Genomic DNA, 15625 nt, shown 5'->3' with positions numbered 1-15625 from the left:
CCGGATAAACGCAACCTCTGATCGACCCCATGGTCGTATCAGCAGCTATTGACCGAACAAAGGCTTCCCATGAGTGAAGATGCACAAGATGTAGTACTCATTGTCGAGGATGACCCCTCGATTCTGATGGTATTGTCCGCTTACTTGTCGGGTGAGGGTTACCGGGTGCTGCAGGCCGAAAACGGCGAGCAGGCCTTCGAAATATTGGCGAGCAAGCCGCACCTGGACATGATGATCACTGATTTTCGCCTGCCTGGCGGCATCTCCGGCGTGCAGATCGCCGAGCCTGCCGTAAAGCTGCGACCAGAGCTCAAAGTGATATTTATCAGCGGTTATCCGCAGGAGATCCGCGAGACCGACAGCCCGATCACGCGCAAGGCGCCGATCCTCGGCAAGCCGTTCGATCTGGACGTGTTGCAAGAGCTGATGCAGGAAATGCTGTCGTAAATAGCCCCGAAGCCCCCGTCATGGGGGCTTTCAGATTCGGATCATCTCCCGCACCTTGGCCGTCAACAGGTCGAAGGTGAACGGCTTAGTGATCATCTGCATGCCCGGGTCAAGGAATCCACCGCGCACTGCCGCGTGTTCGGCATAACCGGTAATGAACAATACTTTCAGATCAGGCCGGTACTGCCGACCGATTTCCGCCAGTTGCCGGCCATTCATCCCTGGCAATCCCACATCGCTGATCAACAAATCGATACGCTGGCCGGAATCGAGAATCGGCACCGCGCTGTCGGCATCGCCTGCTTCGACGAAGGCGTAGCCCAACTCACTCAGTACCGCGCTGACCAACACCCGTACCGCCGGATCATCCTCAACGATCAGCACGGTTTCTCCGTCCTGAGCATGAGGCGCGTGTGCGATGTCGATCAGCGTGTCCTCGACTAGCGCACCGTTGTAGCGCGGAAGATACAGGCTCACCGTCGTACCGTTGCCCACTTCACTCTCGATGGTGACGTGGCCGTGGGATTGCTTGCTGAAACCGTAAATCATCGACAAGCCCAAACCGGTGCCCTGGCCGATCGGTTTGGTCGTGAAGAACGGATCAAAGGCTCTGGTGATGGTGCCTTCCGGCATGCCGCAGCCAGTGTCGGTCACGCGCAGCACGACGTAATCACCCGGTTGCAGGTTGCTGTGAACCTGCGTGAAACCTTTGTCCAGATGCTGATTCGAGGTGTTGACCACCAGTTTCCCGCCTTCGGGCATGGCGTCGCGGGCGTTCAGCACCAGGTTGAGGAGGGCGCTTTCGAGCTGGTTGGGATCGGCCTCGGCCACCCACAAGTCCTCGCTCAACTGCATGTCCAGCTGAATGCTTTCGTTGATGCTGCGCTGCAGGAGTTCGCCCATGGACACCACCAGGGTATTCATATTCACGGGTTTTGAATCCAGCGACTGGCGTCGGGAAAACGCCAGCAGACGATGGGTCAGACCGGCCGCGCGATTGGCCGAGGTCACCCCCAGATCGATCAGGCCGTCCAGGTCATCGGTGCGACCTCGGGCCAGGCGTCGACGTAGCAACTCGAGGCTGCCGATGATGCCGGTCAACATGTTGTTGAAGTCGTGGGCGATACCACCGGTGAGTTGGCCGACAGCCTCCATTTTCTGCGACTGTCTGAGGGCTTCTTCGTTATGACGCAGTTGGGCGGTACGTTCCTCGACCTGTTGTTCGAGGGTTTCCAGCGTATTTTGCAGACGCAGTTCGCTTTGGCTCAGGTCAATCAACCGGTCCCTGGCTTCATACTGCCGTCGTCGCCCACGCAATGCGGTAGTGACCAGGCTGATCAATGTGACCGGATGAAACGGGCGCTCGAGGAAGGTCACGTTGCCCAATTGCGGTCCGAGACGTGACGCGGGGTTTTGTTCCGGCCCGCCGTGGTGGGTCAACAGTACGATCGGCAGGTCTGACCAGGCCGGTTGTTCCTCGATCAAGCCCAGCAGCGGTTCGAGGTCGCAACCCAGCAAGGCTTCCGAAGAAATCAACAACAGGCCGGCACCTTGTGCCAGCTCGCTGCACAGCGTGACCAGATCCCGTGTCACAAGACCTTCGAATCCCGCCTCGTTAAGCATCATCAGTGCAATCTGGCTGTCACGTCCCAGCGGCGCGAGAATAAGCGCGCGCTCGGACATCGCCTCGACAACGCTCACCGTTCATCATCCTTGAGCAGTGGCTGGCTGGCACCCAGATAGGTTGGAACGCCGCGCAATACACCCTGGAATGCATCCAAAGGCTCGCCGATGGTCATGCCTGCGCTGCCGATGCGGTATTCGCGAATGGTCGATTCGTGGCTGCCGGTGCGTTTCTTGATAATTGAAATGGCCCGGCGAACCTTGCCTACCGCTTCGAAGTAGCGCAACAGAATCACCGTGTCAGCCAGATAAGTAATGTCGACCGGGGCCTGCATGTCCCCGACCAGCCCATGTTGGGCCACGGTCATGAACGTCGCGGCGCCTCGGCGATTGAGGTACAGCAGCAACTCGTGCATGTGCAGCACCAGCGCGTTTTCCTCGGGCATTGCGGCCTGATAGCCGTTGATGCTGTCGATCACCACCGTTTTGATGTTGCGCTCATCGACGCAACGACGAACCCGGTGCGAGAACTCGCCGGGGGACAGTTCGGCGGCGTCGACTTGCTCGATCAGCAGGTTGCCGGTGTCTTGCAGCGCCTGCAGGTCGATGCCCATGTTTTTCATGCGTTCGAACAGCAGTCCCAGCTCTTCATCGAAGATAAACAGCGCGGCTTTCTCACCCCGGGCGACGGCCGCGGCGGCGAAGATCATCGAGATCAGCGACTTGCCGGTACCGGCCGGGCCGAGAATCAGCGTGCTCGAACCGGTCTCGATGCCCCCGCCGAGCAGGGCGTCCATTTCCTTGATGCCGCTGGTCAACTGCTGGCGGATATAACCGCCGCGGTGTTCAGCGGCGACCAGACGAGGGAACACGTGCACACCGTCGCCCATGATGGTGAAGTCATGGAAACCGCCACGGTACTTTTGACCGCGGTACTTCACGACACGAATGCGCCGGCGTTCGGCGCCGTAGTTGGGCGTCAGTTCTTCCAGACGAACCACGCCGTGCGCCACGCTGTGCACGGTTTTATCGAGGGATTCGGTGGTCAGGTCATCGAGCAGCAGCACGGTTGCGTCGTAGCGCACGAAGTAGTGCTTGATCGCCAGAATCTGCCGGCGATATCGCAGGGAACTCTGGGCGAGCAAACGGATTTCGGAAAGGCTGTCGAGGACCACACGGGTCGGCTTGACCCGTTCGACCACTTCGAAAATCTGTTTGGTTGCTTCGCCCAGTTCAAGGTCCGAGGAGTAAAGCAGACTCTGCTGATGCTCGGCATTGAGCAGGCTTTCTGGCGGTGTGAGTTCGAAGATGTGGATGTTTTCATCCAGCTCCCAACCGTGGGACAACGCCCCTTGGCGCAGTTCGCGCTCGGTTTCTGAAAGCGTGATGTACAACGAGCGCTCGCCGGCACGGGCGCCGGCCAACAGAAAATGCAAAGCGACGGTGGTTTTGCCGGTTCCGGGTTCACCCTCCAGCAAGAACACATGGCCGCGGGACAATCCACCGGCCAGGATGTCATCCAGACCGTCGATGCCGGTGGCGGCTTTTGCACTGAACAACTCGTTAGATGTAGACAAAAAAAACCCTCTCATGACTAGGGGAAGCGAGGCAGCAGGCTTGAAGTGCCTGAATGGACTGCCTGATCACTTGACCTTTTGCCGTGGCGACGGTTCAACCTTTTTGCCGGTGTGATATCAGTGGCGTTATAAACCCTGCTGCAACGCCGGATCGTCTGGATTGAGTTGTTCCAGCTGCGCCAGAAGGATCTGCACGTTCTGCAATTGTCCGCTTTCTTTCCAGTAGTTGATGAGCAGCACACGCGCCTTGCGATCCGTCGGATGGCGCTGGACGATTTCCTGCAACTGTTTCTGCGCCGCTTCCAGCTCTTGCTCACCGTGCAACGTAGTCGCAAGGTCGTAGCGGTAATCCTTGTTGTTCGGCTCTATCTCGACCGCTTTGGACAGCCCAAGCAGGGCAAATTCACTTTGCCCGTGATGCAGCAACCAAAGCCCCAGGGCATGTTGCAGGTAGGCAGAGTCGGGTTGAGCCTTCAACTGTTTCGCCAGCAATTGCCGGGCTGCGTCGCTTTGGCCTTGTTTATCCAGCACTTCAATCTGCATCACCAACGCAGGCAGATTGCCCGGCTCCAGTTGCAGCGTGCGTTCCAGCGCCTGCTGCGCATCTTTCAGTTCGGCATTGTGCAAGTGCAGACGGGCCAGCTGGTATTGGGTTTCGGCGCTTTCCGGGAGACTTTTCAGGTCCCGTTCCCAGGCATCGATGGCTTGCTGCAACGGCCCGAAATACAAGCCCAGGTCATCCGGCGATAAACCCAGCAGCGCGTTGATCGCGGCAGACCGGACGCTTTGTTCGCTGTCGTCGAGTAATGGTCCGATCAGCAAACTGCGCTGCCCACTGGGCACCAGTCCGCCAATGCTTTTGATGGCGGCGATGCGCACGTCGGCCGACGGGTTTTGCAGGTCTGCATCCGCCAGTTTCAAGGCTTGCGGGCTCGGGTAGTTCGGCAGTTCGGCATGCAGCCAGACACGGCGCTTGGGCGACAGGTCAGGGCGACCCAGCTGCTGGTAGAGCACCCGTGCGGCCCCCGGTTGCCCGGCACGTGCCTGGGTCAACGCTTCGCTATAGCCGCGCTTGATGGCTTCCGGCACCACGGGCGTCGTGCTGCGCAGGAAAAACCAGGCAAGAGCGATGGCGAACAGGACACAGAGGCTGATGAGCAAGTAGCGGCGGGACTGGGGCATGCAGGAATCCGGGGGCTGGCAGCTTTTGCAAAGCTGTCAGCTTCGGTCAGGTGGGCGTGTGAGTCAAACCCTGACTCAGTCCGATGCTGGCGATTTTGCCTACAAGTCACGTCGACATTGAAACCCGTCGAAGCCCTGAAGCAGTGACTACGCTTGCTGGAGATGGCTCGAAGAGTGTTCCCATGCAACCGCTGCTCCAGTACTTCAAGGCGATGATCAACCCCGGGCTCAAAACCGACCCTGATCCCTGCTATGGCAACGGGCTCACATTGTCTTCTGAAAAAGCAAAAAAAAGCCCCGCGACCGAATGAGGCGCAGGGCTAAAAAGTTGGTTGGTTGCGGCCAACCAAAGGAGCTCTTTAAAAATTACTTGCTGGCGACCGTCTCTGGTTGCCAGCCACCGCCAAGGGCTTTGTAGATCGCGACAATGCCGCGATAAAGATCGGTTTCCGCCGAGGCCTGGGTATCTTCAGCCGCCAGACGCTCACGTTGGGCATCCAGCAGGACGAGGAAGTCCACGGTGCCTTCGCGGTAGCGGATTTGCGCCAGGTCTGCGGCGGCGCGGCTCGCTTCGCTTTGACGGATCAGCGAGATCAGCCGTTGCTGACGTTTACCGTAGTCGCTGAATGCGTTTTCCGATTCTTCCAGCGCCAGCAGCACTTGCTGTTCGTAAGTCGCCAGCGCGCCTTCGGCATCGGCATCGGCGCCGCGCAGACGGGCTCGCACGCTACCCAGGTCGAACGCAGCCCACGTAATGCTCGGGCCGAGCGCCCAGGCATTGGCCGCCGCAGAACCGATCTGCGAACCACGGCCGGCGGTAAAACCAAGGAAGCCGCTGAGGCTGACCCGAGGGAACAGATCCGCCTTGGCCACGCCTATACGGGCGGTGGAGGAGGCCAGTTTGCGCTCGGCGCTGAGGATGTCCGGACGACGTTGCAGCAACTGCCCCGGGTCACCGATCGGCAATGCTTTGGCAATGGCCGGCAAGTCTTTTGGACTCAAGTCGACAGTCAGCTTGTCCGGACGCTCTCCCAGCAGGGTGGCGATACGGTTTTTCTGTCGAACCTGTTCGGCCTGTAACTGCGGCACGCTGGCTTCGACCGAGGCCAGGCGTGCATCGGCACGCTCGACGTCCAGTTGATCGCCGACGCCGGCATCACGCAGGCTTTCGGTGATCTTGCGCGACTCCTGCTGGTTGTTCAGGTTGGCCAGGGCAATCTTTTCGCGCAACTGTGCGCCGCGCAATTGGCCATAAGAATCCACCAGTTCGGCAATCATGGTGACTTGCAGTTGGTACAGATCGGCTTCGAGCGCCTGCTGTTCGGCATCGGCGGACTCGAGGTTGCGCTGGATACGCCCAAACAGGTCGATCTCCCACGCCATGTCCAGGCCAAGGTCGTAACGTTCGCTGTTGACCCGTTTGGTGGTCTGGCCCGGGATCTGACCCTTGCCCAAGTCACTGCTGGCGCGGCTGGTGATGGTGGGCATGGCGTCATTGCTGACGTCATCGCGAATCGCCCGGGCCGCTTTCCAGCGGGCGAAGGCCACGCGCAGATCACGGTTGCCTTGCAGCGATTGAGTCACCAACTGGTTGAGGGTCGGGTCTTCGAACTGCTGCCACCAGATGCCTTCGAAACGCGAGCGGTCGAAGTTTTTCTGGCCGGCAGCGCCGTCAGTGGCAGTGGTGATGTTGGCCGGCTCTGTGGCGGGTGTCTTGTAGTCCGGGCCGACGGCACAGGCACTCAAGGCCAGTACCAGAAGGCTCGGCAGGAAGGCTTTAAGGCTCATTGTTGCGCCTCCAGTTTGAGGACCTTGGCCGCTTTGCGCTTTTCACCGCGCTCCACAAAGTTACGAATCAATACGTAGAACACGGGTGTCAGCAACAGACCGAAGAAGGTCACCCCGAGCATCCCGGAGAACACCGCCACACCCATGGCGTGACGCATTTCGGCACCGGCACCGCTGGAGAAGACCAGAGGCACAACACCCATGATGAACGCGAAGGAAGTCATCAGGATCGGACGCAGACGCAGACGGCATGCTTCCAGGACCGCAGCCAGCGGGCTGAGACCTTCGTCCTGCTGTTTATCCTTGGCAAACTCGACGATCAGAATCGCGTTCTTACACGCAAGTCCCACCAGTACGATCAAGCCGATCTGGGTGAAGATGTTGTTGTCGCCTCCCGAAGCAATCACACCGATGATGGCCGACAGCAGGGTCATCGGTACGATCAGGATCACCGCCAGTGGCAGGCTCCAGCTTTCGTATTGGGCCGCGAGCACCAGGAACGCCAGCAATACGCAGAGCGGGAACACGAACAGCGCGGTGTTGCCGGACAGAATCTGCTGGTAGGTCAGGTCGGTCCACTCGTAGGTCATGCCGTTTGGAAGTTCTTCCTTGAGCAGTTTCTCGATCGCTGCCTGAGCCTGGCCGGAGCTGTAGCCTGGGGCTGCCGCACCGTTGATTTCAGCGGTGATGAAACCGTTGTAGTGCATCACGCGGTCCGGGCCCGAGGTGTCGCTGACCTTGATGAAGGTCGCCAGCGGGATCATCTCGCCTTTGTTGTTACGCACTTTCAGCTGACCGATCTGGTCCGGTTCGAGACGGAACTGTTGTTCAGCCTGGACGTTGACCTGATAGGTGCGACCGAAGCGGTTGAAGTCGTTGGCATACAGCGAACCCAGGTAGATCTGCAGGGTGTCGAAGATGTCGCTGACAGCCACGCCGTGGGTCTTGGCCTTTTCACGGTCGATGGCGGCATCGACCTGCGGCACGTTCACGGTGTAGCTGGTGAACAGCGCGGCCAGTTCCGGCACGTTGTGGCTCTTGGTGATGATGTTCATGGTTTCTTTGTACAGCTCGTCGTAGCCCAGGTTGCCCCGGTCTTCGATCTGCAGGCGGAAACCGCCGATGGTGCCCAGGCCTTGTACCGGCGGCGGCGGGAAGATCGCCATGTAGGCTTCCTGGATCCCGGCGAACTGGCCGTTCAATGCACCGGCAATCGCACCGGCCGACATGCTCGGGTCTTTGCGCTCGTCGAACGGTTTCAGGGTCACGAACACGATGCCGGCATTCGGGCTGTTGGTGAAACCGTTGATCGACAGGCCCGGGAACGCTACCGCACTTTCCACGCCAGGCTGTTTCAGGGCCAGGTCGGACATGCGTTTGATCACGTCCTCGGTGCGGTCAAGGCTCGAAGCGTCCGGCAGTTGCGCGAAGGCCACCAGGTATTGCTTGTCCTGGCCGGGTACGAAGCCGGTCGGGGTGTGGGCGAAACCGAAGAAGGTCAGCACCATCAGGCCTGCGTACAACAGCAGGGCAATACCGCTGCTGCGGATAACCCGGGCTACGGTGCCGACATAACCATGGCTGGCGCGTTCGAAGAACCGGTTGAACGGACGGAAAAGCCAGCCGCCCAACAGTTTATCAAGCACTTTGGTAAAGCCATCTTTCGGCGCATGGTGGCTCTTGAGCAGCACGGCGGCCAGGGCAGGGGACAGTGTCAGCGAGTTGAACGCCGAGATCACGGTCGAGATGGCAATGGTCAGGGCAAACTGTTTGTAGAACTGGCCGGTGAGTCCGGAAATGAACGCCGCCGGGATAAATACCGCACACAGCACCAGCGCCGTCGCGATGATCGGCCCGGTCACCTCTCGCATGGCTTTCTTGGTGGCTTCTACGGGCGTTTCTCCCAGTTCGATGTGCCTTTCCACGTTCTCCACCACCACGATGGCGTCGTCCACCACGATACCGATGGCCAATACCAGGCCGAACAGTGACAGGGCATTCAGCGAGAAGCCGAACAGGTGCATCACCGCAAACGTACCGATCAGCGAAACCGGCACCGCCACCAACGGAATGATCGAGGCACGCCAGGTTTGCAGGAACAGGATCACCACCAGAACCACGAGGATCAGCGCTTCGAAGAGGGTGTGGACCACCGCCTCGATGGAGCCGCGCACGAAGATCGTCGGGTCATAGACGATGCTGAAGTCCATGCCTTCCGGGAAGTTTTTCTTCAGTTCGGCCATCTTGTCGCGAACTTCGTTGGAGATCTCGATCGCGTTGGAGCCAGGGCGCTGGAAGATCGGGATCGCCACCGCAGGCTGGTTGTTCAGCAGCGAGCGCAATGCGTATTGGCTGGAGCCCAGCTCAACGCGAGCGATGTCTTTCAGGCGCGTGATTTCACCGTTGTCGCCGGAGCGAATGATGATGTTCTCGAACTCTTCTTCAGAAACCAGACGGCCCTGAGTGTTGACCGACAGCTGGAACGCAGTGGCATTCGGCGCAGGGGGCGCACCCAGTGCACCGGCAGCGACTTGACGGTTCTGTTCACGAATCGCGGTTACCACATCGGTGGCAGTCAGGTTGCGCGAAGCGGTCTTGTTCGGATCGAGCCAGACCCGCAGCGAGTAGTCGCCCATACCGAACAGTTGCACGTCACCGACACCGCCCAGGCGCGCCAGCTCATCCTTGATGTTGAGCAAGGCGTAGTTGGACAGGTAGAGCATGTCGTAGCGTTTGTCCGGCGAGGTCAAGTGCACAACCATGGTCAGGTCGGGCGACGCCTTGTCGACGGTGATACCGATGCGCGTCACTTCTTCTGGAAGTTTCGGCTCGGTCCGGGTCACGCGGTTTTGAACCTGCACCTGTGCATTGTCCAGGTCAGTGCCCAGTGCGAAGGTGATGGTCAGGGTGATCTTGCCGTCAGCGGTGGACTGCGAGGACATGTACAGCATGTTCTCGACGCCGGTAATGGCTTGCTCCAAGGGAGCGGCCACGGTTTCACCGATGACTTTTGGGTTGGCGCCGGGGAAGTTCGCACGGACCACAACGGTCGGTGGCACGACTTCCGGGTATTCGCTGATCGGCAACTGGAACAGCGAGATGGCACCGGCGATCAGGATCAGCAGCGAAAGCACCGCTGCGAAGATCGGCCGTGAAATGAAGAATTGGGAAAAATTCATCGGAGTTGTCGTCCCTTAACCGCGTGGAGTCGCAGCAGCCAGTTTCACAACCGTACCCGGCGCGACCTTGGCAGGTGCGACTTGGGGCAGGTTGCTGGCTTCCAGCGCTTGTCGTTGTTGTGCGAGTGCCGCGAGGGTTTGTTCGCTGGCCATCGGGATCACTTCAGGGGTGACCGGCGAGCCAGGGCGAACCCGTTGCAGACCCTTGACGATGACGGTGTCATCCTTGTTCAGGCCGCTGCGCACGATGCGCAAGCCTTCGATCTTCGGCCCCAGTTCGACGGAGCGATAGGCCGTCTTGTTGTCGGCATCCATCACCAGCACGAATTTCTTGCCCAGATCGGTTCCGACCGCTTCGTCGTTGATCAGCACGGCGGAGTAAGTGCCGCTGCCGACCAGTTTCAAACGGGCATACAAGCCTGGGGTGTACTGTCCGTCAGCATTGTCAAAGACCGCGCGACCGCGGATGGTGCCGGTTTTCGGGTTGACCTGGTTGTCGACGAAGTTCATCACGCCCTGATGCGGGTTGCCGTCTTCGTTGGACAGGCCGAGGTAAACCGGAGTGGTTGCACCGCGTTTGCCCTGGCGAGCGAGCTGGGTGTATTTGAGGAACACACGTTCGTCGGCGTCGAAGTAGGCGTAGACCTTATCGGTGGAAACAACGCTGGTCAGCGCGGTGGTGTCGGCGGTCACCAGGTTGCCGGCGGTGATTTCCGCACGGCTGACGCGACCGCTGATGGGCGCGGTGACGCGGGTGAAGCTCAGGTTCAGTTTGGCCAGGTCCAGTTGAGCCTGGAGAGCGCCGACGGCGGCGCGGGCTTCCTGGGCTGCACTGGTGCGCGAATCGGCCAGTTCGGCGGAGATCGCGTTGCTGGTGCGCAAGCGTTCGCCACGCTGGGCTTCGTTTTCGCTGCGGGTGGCGTTGGCGCGGCCTTGGGCCACCAGTGCTTCGAGGCGGCGGACCTCGGCCTGGAATGGGCGTGGGTCAATCTGGAACAGCAGGTCACCTTTCTTGACCAGTGCGCCTTCGGTGAAGGCCACTTCATCAATCTGGCCGGAGACCCGTGGACGAATTTCTACGGTTTCTGGCGCTTCAAGGCGCCCGGTGAATTCGTCCCACTCGTTGACCGGTTGTTCCAGGACCTTGGCGACGCTGACTTTCGCCGCAGGCATGGTAGCGGCAGACTCCGGAGCCTTGCCGCAGGCGCTCATCACCAGTACGGCCAACATGGCCAATGGGAAGCGCAAATGTTTGAGTGACTGTTCCATGGATGCATCCGCCAATGTATTGAGATGGGCGGATGATGAGCGGCGGGGTGGTATCGCACGAATCGAATGAAGCAAAGGTAACTATCATTCGGAATGATATAAGTCTGAAGCCAGCCCTCTAGCATGCGCCTTACATTGAACGGCGATCAATTGGATTGATGACAATTCTATGTTGCGCAGAATGCAAGGGATTGGCTTGAGACCGAGTCGTGGGCAAGCCCGCTCCCACAGGGAATTGTGGCGCTGATTAAATCCCTGTAGGAGCGAGGCTTGCCCGCGAAGAGGCCATCAGCCCCAACAAAAGATCAGGATCACGCCAGGCTATCCGGATCCCCGAAGAACATCTGGATCCTGGAGCGCAACCAACGTTCACCCGGGTCATTATCCTGCGACCCACGCCACGCCATGTGCAATTCAAAGCTGCGCACCGGCAAGGGCGGATCTTCAGCTCGCACCCCGCCAGCCGCCGTCAACGCCTCAGCGGTATAGTCAGGCACCGTCGCGACGATATCGGTCCCGCTGATGAGTGTGCTGAGCCCGTTGAACTGCGGCACCGCGAGCACCACATGACGTTTGCGCCCGAGCTTTTCCAGTTCTTCATCTATAAAGCCGCTCAGGTCACCGGCAAACGACACCAGCGCATGGGGGCGGGCGCAGAAGTCATCGAGGCTCAATGGCCCCGGCACCGTATCGGCGCGCAACAGCTTCGGCATGCTGCGGCGCAGCACTTTGCGCTTGGCGTTGGCCGGCAGGTCGGCGGTGTAGCTGACGCCGATGGAAATCTCCCCCGAGGCCAACAGGCTCGGCATCAGGATGTAGTTGGCCCGACGCACCACCAATACGATCCCCGGCGATTCCGCACGCAAACGCTTGAGCAGCATCGGCAGCAGCGCGAACTCGACATCGTCCGACAGGCCAATGCGGAACACCGCCGTACTGGTCGCCGGGTCGAATTCTGCCGCACGGCTGACTGCCGTGGAAATCGAATCCAAGGCAGGAGAGAGCAGGGCGAATATTTCCACCGCGCGAGCGGAAGGCTCCATGCTGCGCCCGGTGCGCACGAATAACGGATCATCGAACAGCCCGCGCAGGCGTGAGAGCGCCGCACTGATGGCCGGCTGGCCGAGGAACAATTTCTCCGCAGCACGGGTCACACTGCGTTCGTGCATCAATGTTTCAAAAACGATCAACAGGTTCAGGTCGACACGACGCAGGTCATTACGATTCATCTGGAGTCCTGGCAGAGTCATCAAGCTTGACGAGAGCGGCCATATGAGAACAATGGCCGGCATGAATATTACGGGGAAAGGCTGCTACTCTGCACCGAATAATTCAGTTTCCCTGGAACGGATGCTCCGGATTTTTACGATAACCGTTGATCCAATGGATGCTGCGGAATCAATGACAGGCATGTCGACTATTAATAGCCACTGATAGTCTTGGGTAGAAAGCCCAGATAGAGTTCAGGGCATTAGAGGTTTCTTTGACGAGGTTTGCGATGTCCCGCACGATCCGTTTTCACAAGTTTGGTCCAGCCGAGGTGCTCAAATGCGAAGAGCATGCGGCCGCTCTCCCTGCGCCGGGCGAAGTGCAGGTGCGCGTCGAGGCGATTGGCATCAGCTGGTACGACATTCTCTGGCGCCAGAACCTGGCCTCATCCCATGCTCGTCTGCCTTCTGGCCTTGGCCATGAGATGTCCGGCGTCGTGACAGCAGTCGGCGAGGGCGTCGATGACCTGGCAGTCGGTGACAAGGTCGCCAGCTTCCCGGCTGAAAGCCCCAACGACTATCCGGTCTACGGCGAGCAGATCGTTCTGCCTCGCTCGGCATTGACCCGTTATCCGGACGTGCTCAGCCCGATTGAAGCGGCCGTGCATTACACGCCGCTGCTGATTGCCTACTTCGCTTATGTCGATCTGGCGCGTGTCAAACCTGGGCAATTTGCCTTGGTGACTGACGCGAGCCACTGTGCCGGTCCATCGTTTGTGCAACTGGGCAAGGCATTGGGCGTGCGGGTAATTGCCGCCACCAAGACCGCTGAAGAACGTGAATACCTGCTGTCACTGGGTGCCGAGAAAGTAATCGTCACCGAGGAAGAGGATCTGCTCATGCGGATCAACAAAATCACCGACAACCGCGGCGTGGATGTGGTGTTCGATGGCCTCGGCGGTCCGCAGATGTCACTGCTCGGCGATGTGCTCGCGCCTCGTGGCAGCCTGGTGCTGTACGGCCTGCAAGGTGGTAACCAGACGCCGTTCCCGGCCTGCGCAGCGTTCCAGAAGAACATTCAGTTCTTCGTTCACTGCATCGGCAACTTCACTGGCAAGCCGGAGCTGGGCATCATCCAGGATCAGGTCGCACTGCAACGTGCCTTGCGCGACATCAACCAGCTGACCGCAGACCGCGTGTTGCTGCCACTCAAGACTCGGGTCTTTCCGTTTTCCGAGTTTGTCGAGGCGCACCGCTACATGGATGAATGCCCGTGTCGCGAACGGGTTGCGCTCCAGGTCGATCCGGCGTAACACCACTGAAAAAGTCCGTGCTTGCACGGACTTTTGCATTTCCCCCTCCGAAATTCCGAGACGTCCCCCTCAACCTGCGACGAGTCAGTTCAGCAACTGAACTGGTTTTTGCTCTCAATCTGTATCTTCTAATCACCCTATAAGCCCCGATAATTGAATGATTACTTTCATCTCAAGGAATGAGCTATGGCTGGGTATTGGACAGATACTTTTCTTCGCACTCCGGTAATACAAGCTCAACAAATAGCGTGTTATCGATCAATTGCCGAAAAATTAATTGCGACTTCTTTCTTTATTTCTCGTGCTACATGTCTGTGGGACGCTGTCGGACATTTCCTAGGATCCCTCGTGTGGTCGCAGGACCCTTGTCCTGCGGGGCTTTCCTGCCATCGTGTGCGGACAGGGTCACAAGTAAGCTCGATTCATTTCAAATAATTACTCAAAACTAAGTGTTAGGATTTCATATCAATCGAAACACTTTAATCATGTCAGTCAGCCGTGTGCGCAATGCACACAGTTGTTTGCGTGACATCGAACCTATGCGTAACAGGTAAACAATGATGACCCATACCCATGAACAGGCAATGAACTATGTTTATCAGCAAGTATTGCAGCGATTGCTGAGTTTTTTTTCACGCGCCGAGCGCACGGCACTGCAGCTGATGATTCAGCGCCTGGTGGTCTCCGCGGGTGGCATGGAGCGGATCGGCGAATACAAGGTGTTGTCGATCCAGTCCGGAACCCGCGACTGTTGCTACACGCTGGCATTGCTGCGCGCCGCACAATTGAGCATCGCTGGCCGGGCGCCTGCGACGTTCCAGCTGAGAGTCGCGACCTTGCGCACGAATGGCGCAAGCCCGATGGCCCTTGAAAACATCCATCACAGTTGCAGTGCGCTGTTTCTCTACGACGATCCTCGGGTCGAAGTGGTGATGGTCGATAACCGGGAAGTCCTGCCATTCAGCCATCTGGCGCCGGTCTCCGATGCAGGTCGCGAGTCAAATCGCCTCAATCTGTTGATGGTGGGTCATCGGCGAACCTGGAACGGGCCGCTTGACCTGTGGGATGACGGGTACCTGGCGGCGGGCGAGTTTTATGGGCAAATCTGCCGTTGGGACCGAGGCGTCGATGCGTTGGTCAGCAGCGATACACCTCGTCAGCAAAAGCAGTTCATGCATGGGTTGACCCGTGCGGCGCAAAAGGCTGGCCTCAATGCATCGAATGCCCCTGAATCCGGTTACGAGGAGCTGTTCGCGCGACTGGATGAACTGGGCAGCGATTGCTACCGCGAGTTTTATTCTGAGCATGGGCAGGCTGAGTGGCGGCCGGCCGAATCATTTGAAGCGTGTCGGCGCACAACCTTCATCGATATTCACGACATGCTGGTCAGCAATCTGGAAGATCGCTGGCCGCTACTCACCGATTTCCTCGGGTTTCAGCCTGACGAACTGGCGGCCCAGCTTAGTGATAACGAGTTTGTCAGCCTGACGATTTCTGCGCACGTTCGGGGGCTGGAGGCGTGTTTTGTTCATGGCCGCACCTATGAAGCAGGCGTCGCCGATTACGTACAGCGGGCCTTGGTCATGATGCGTCGCAAACAGCTTCCCGAGCGCTATTGCGAGCAGGTAATGGAAACGTTCGTTAACCCGACGACAATGTCCGACCAGCGTGCATTGGCAGCGGCGCAGGCCCAGAAAAGCCTGGGCTTGAGTGAGGCTCAACTGGTGTGCTTGCTGTTCGCGCCCTTCGTCGATAACGGCGCCTCGCTTGAGCGTTTTCTACGCCAATGCCATCCCGGTATGCTCGTGGCGTTGCCTGATCTGCACCGGGCGATGCAGGGCAAGTCGGCTCCCGAGCAGGTGCTGCAATGGATGGTCGACGTCAGCGGGTTGACCGTCAAGTTGATCGGCACGCTTTACCGGATGGGACCGGTTGCGAGGGGCGAAGGGCCGGGCCCGGCAGTCGGTAATGCGGATGAGCCTGCGCTGGACCTCGACGCGGGCAACGCCGCAAATGGCGAACGGTCAACGGGTCGTTGA

General features: G+C 59.1%; 11 protein-coding genes. 4 read left to right on the top strand and 7 right to left on the bottom strand.

Features of this window, described 5'->3' with window-relative positions:
- Positions 1-69: 69 nt before the first annotated feature.
- Entirely contained in the window at positions 70-447 is a 378-nt protein-coding gene (locus tag JIO00_RS15035) for a response regulator (RefSeq protein WP_059405185.1), read from the top strand.
- Between the two features lie 30 nt (positions 448-477).
- On the opposite strand, the gene JIO00_RS15030 is transcribed toward JIO00_RS15035, so the two are convergent.
- The 3 genes from JIO00_RS15030 to JIO00_RS15020 all read right to left on the bottom strand — a co-directional run bounded on the left by JIO00_RS15030 (position 478) and on the right by JIO00_RS15020 (position 4829).
- Positions 478-2130, bottom strand: coding sequence for an ATP-binding protein (locus JIO00_RS15030; RefSeq protein ID WP_186353662.1), 1653 nt, complete (start codon positions 2128-2130; stop codon positions 478-480).
- A gap of 14 nt (positions 2131-2144) precedes the next feature.
- Complete coding sequence (locus JIO00_RS15025; protein ID WP_010460440.1) at positions 2145-3647, bottom strand: ATPase domain-containing protein; 1503 nt, start codon at positions 3645-3647, stop codon at positions 2145-2147.
- 126 nt (positions 3648-3773) lie between these two features.
- On the bottom strand, positions 3774-4829 hold the full coding sequence (locus JIO00_RS15020) for a tetratricopeptide repeat protein (protein WP_200666119.1): 1056 nt from the start codon (positions 4827-4829) through the stop codon (positions 3774-3776).
- 182 nt (positions 4830-5011) lie between these two features.
- Between JIO00_RS15020 and JIO00_RS29955 the strand changes: the two genes are divergently transcribed.
- A complete protein-coding gene (locus tag JIO00_RS29955) occupies positions 5012-5140 on the top strand; it encodes a hypothetical protein (protein ID WP_256577972.1) in 129 nt (42 codons plus the stop codon).
- A 55-nt stretch (positions 5141-5195) separates the two neighbouring features.
- Here JIO00_RS29955 and JIO00_RS15015 read toward each other — a convergent pair whose 3' ends face one another.
- From JIO00_RS15015 to JIO00_RS15000, 4 genes are all read right to left on the bottom strand, one after another.
- Positions 5196-6617 carry an efflux transporter outer membrane subunit gene (locus JIO00_RS15015; RefSeq protein ID WP_010460436.1) on the bottom strand — a complete coding sequence of 474 codons (1422 nt, stop codon included), beginning with the start codon at positions 6615-6617 and terminating at the stop codon, positions 5196-5198.
- Complete coding sequence (locus tag JIO00_RS15010; protein ID WP_169857729.1) at positions 6614-9796, bottom strand: efflux RND transporter permease subunit; 3183 nt, start codon at positions 9794-9796, stop codon at positions 6614-6616. The genes JIO00_RS15015 and JIO00_RS15010 overlap by 4 nt, the downstream gene beginning before the upstream one ends.
- Positions 9797-9811: 15 nt before the next feature.
- A complete protein-coding gene (gene mexE / locus JIO00_RS15005) occupies positions 9812-11065 on the bottom strand; it encodes a multidrug efflux RND transporter periplasmic adaptor subunit MexE (RefSeq protein ID WP_010460432.1) in 1254 nt (417 codons plus the stop codon).
- 311 nt (positions 11066-11376) lie between these two features.
- Positions 11377-12294 (bottom strand): LysR family transcriptional regulator, encoded by a 918-nt coding sequence (locus JIO00_RS15000; protein WP_008156370.1) that lies wholly within the window; start codon positions 12292-12294, stop codon positions 11377-11379.
- A gap of 269 nt (positions 12295-12563) precedes the next feature.
- Here JIO00_RS15000 and JIO00_RS14995 point away from each other — a divergent pair, with 269 nt between their 5' ends.
- Together JIO00_RS14995 and JIO00_RS14990 are read left to right on the top strand one after the other, a co-directional pair.
- Positions 12564-13586: a zinc-dependent alcohol dehydrogenase family protein gene (locus JIO00_RS14995; RefSeq protein WP_010460426.1), complete on the top strand. Its 1023-nt coding sequence runs from the start codon at positions 12564-12566 to the stop codon at positions 13584-13586.
- A 560-nt stretch (positions 13587-14146) separates the two neighbouring features.
- Positions 14147-15625 (top strand): hypothetical protein, encoded by a 1479-nt coding sequence (locus tag JIO00_RS14990; RefSeq protein WP_077747844.1) that lies wholly within the window; start codon positions 14147-14149, stop codon positions 15623-15625.

Source organism: Pseudomonas sp. SW-3, from assembly GCF_016615645.1.
In the GTDB taxonomy this organism is placed as follows: Bacteria; Pseudomonadota; Gammaproteobacteria; order Pseudomonadales; family Pseudomonadaceae; genus Aquipseudomonas; species Aquipseudomonas mandelii.
Note: the sequence above shows the minus strand (reverse complement) of the source record. Positions and strands in the feature narration are given on the sequence as shown.

Bases quoted from the DNA above. Each gene is read 5' to 3' on its own strand.
- JIO00_RS15035 (WP_059405185.1), top strand. From the start codon at position 70: ATGAGTGAAGATGCACAAGATGTAGTACTCATTGTCGAGGATGACCCC.
- JIO00_RS14995 (WP_010460426.1), top strand. From the start codon at position 12,564: ATGTCCCGCACGATCCGTTTTCACAAGTTTGGTCCAGCCGAGGTGCTC.
- mexE (WP_010460432.1), bottom strand. From the start codon at position 11,065: ATGGAACAGTCACTCAAACATTTGCGCTTCCCATTGGCCATGTTGGCC.
- JIO00_RS15030 (WP_186353662.1), bottom strand. From the start codon at position 2,130: ATGTCCGAGCGCGCGCTTATTCTCGCGCCGCTGGGACGTGACAGCCAG.
- JIO00_RS14990 (WP_077747844.1), top strand. From the start codon at position 14,147: ATGACCCATACCCATGAACAGGCAATGAACTATGTTTATCAGCAAGTA.
- JIO00_RS15020 (WP_200666119.1), bottom strand. From the start codon at position 4,829: ATGCCCCAGTCCCGCCGCTACTTGCTCATCAGCCTCTGTGTCCTGTTC.
- JIO00_RS15000 (WP_008156370.1), bottom strand. From the start codon at position 12,294: ATGAATCGTAATGACCTGCGTCGTGTCGACCTGAACCTGTTGATCGTT.
- JIO00_RS15015 (WP_010460436.1), bottom strand. From the start codon at position 6,617: ATGAGCCTTAAAGCCTTCCTGCCGAGCCTTCTGGTACTGGCCTTGAGT.
- JIO00_RS29955 (WP_256577972.1), top strand. From the start codon at position 5,012: ATGCAACCGCTGCTCCAGTACTTCAAGGCGATGATCAACCCCGGGCTC.
- JIO00_RS15010 (WP_169857729.1), bottom strand. From the start codon at position 9,796: ATGAATTTTTCCCAATTCTTCATTTCACGGCCGATCTTCGCAGCGGTG.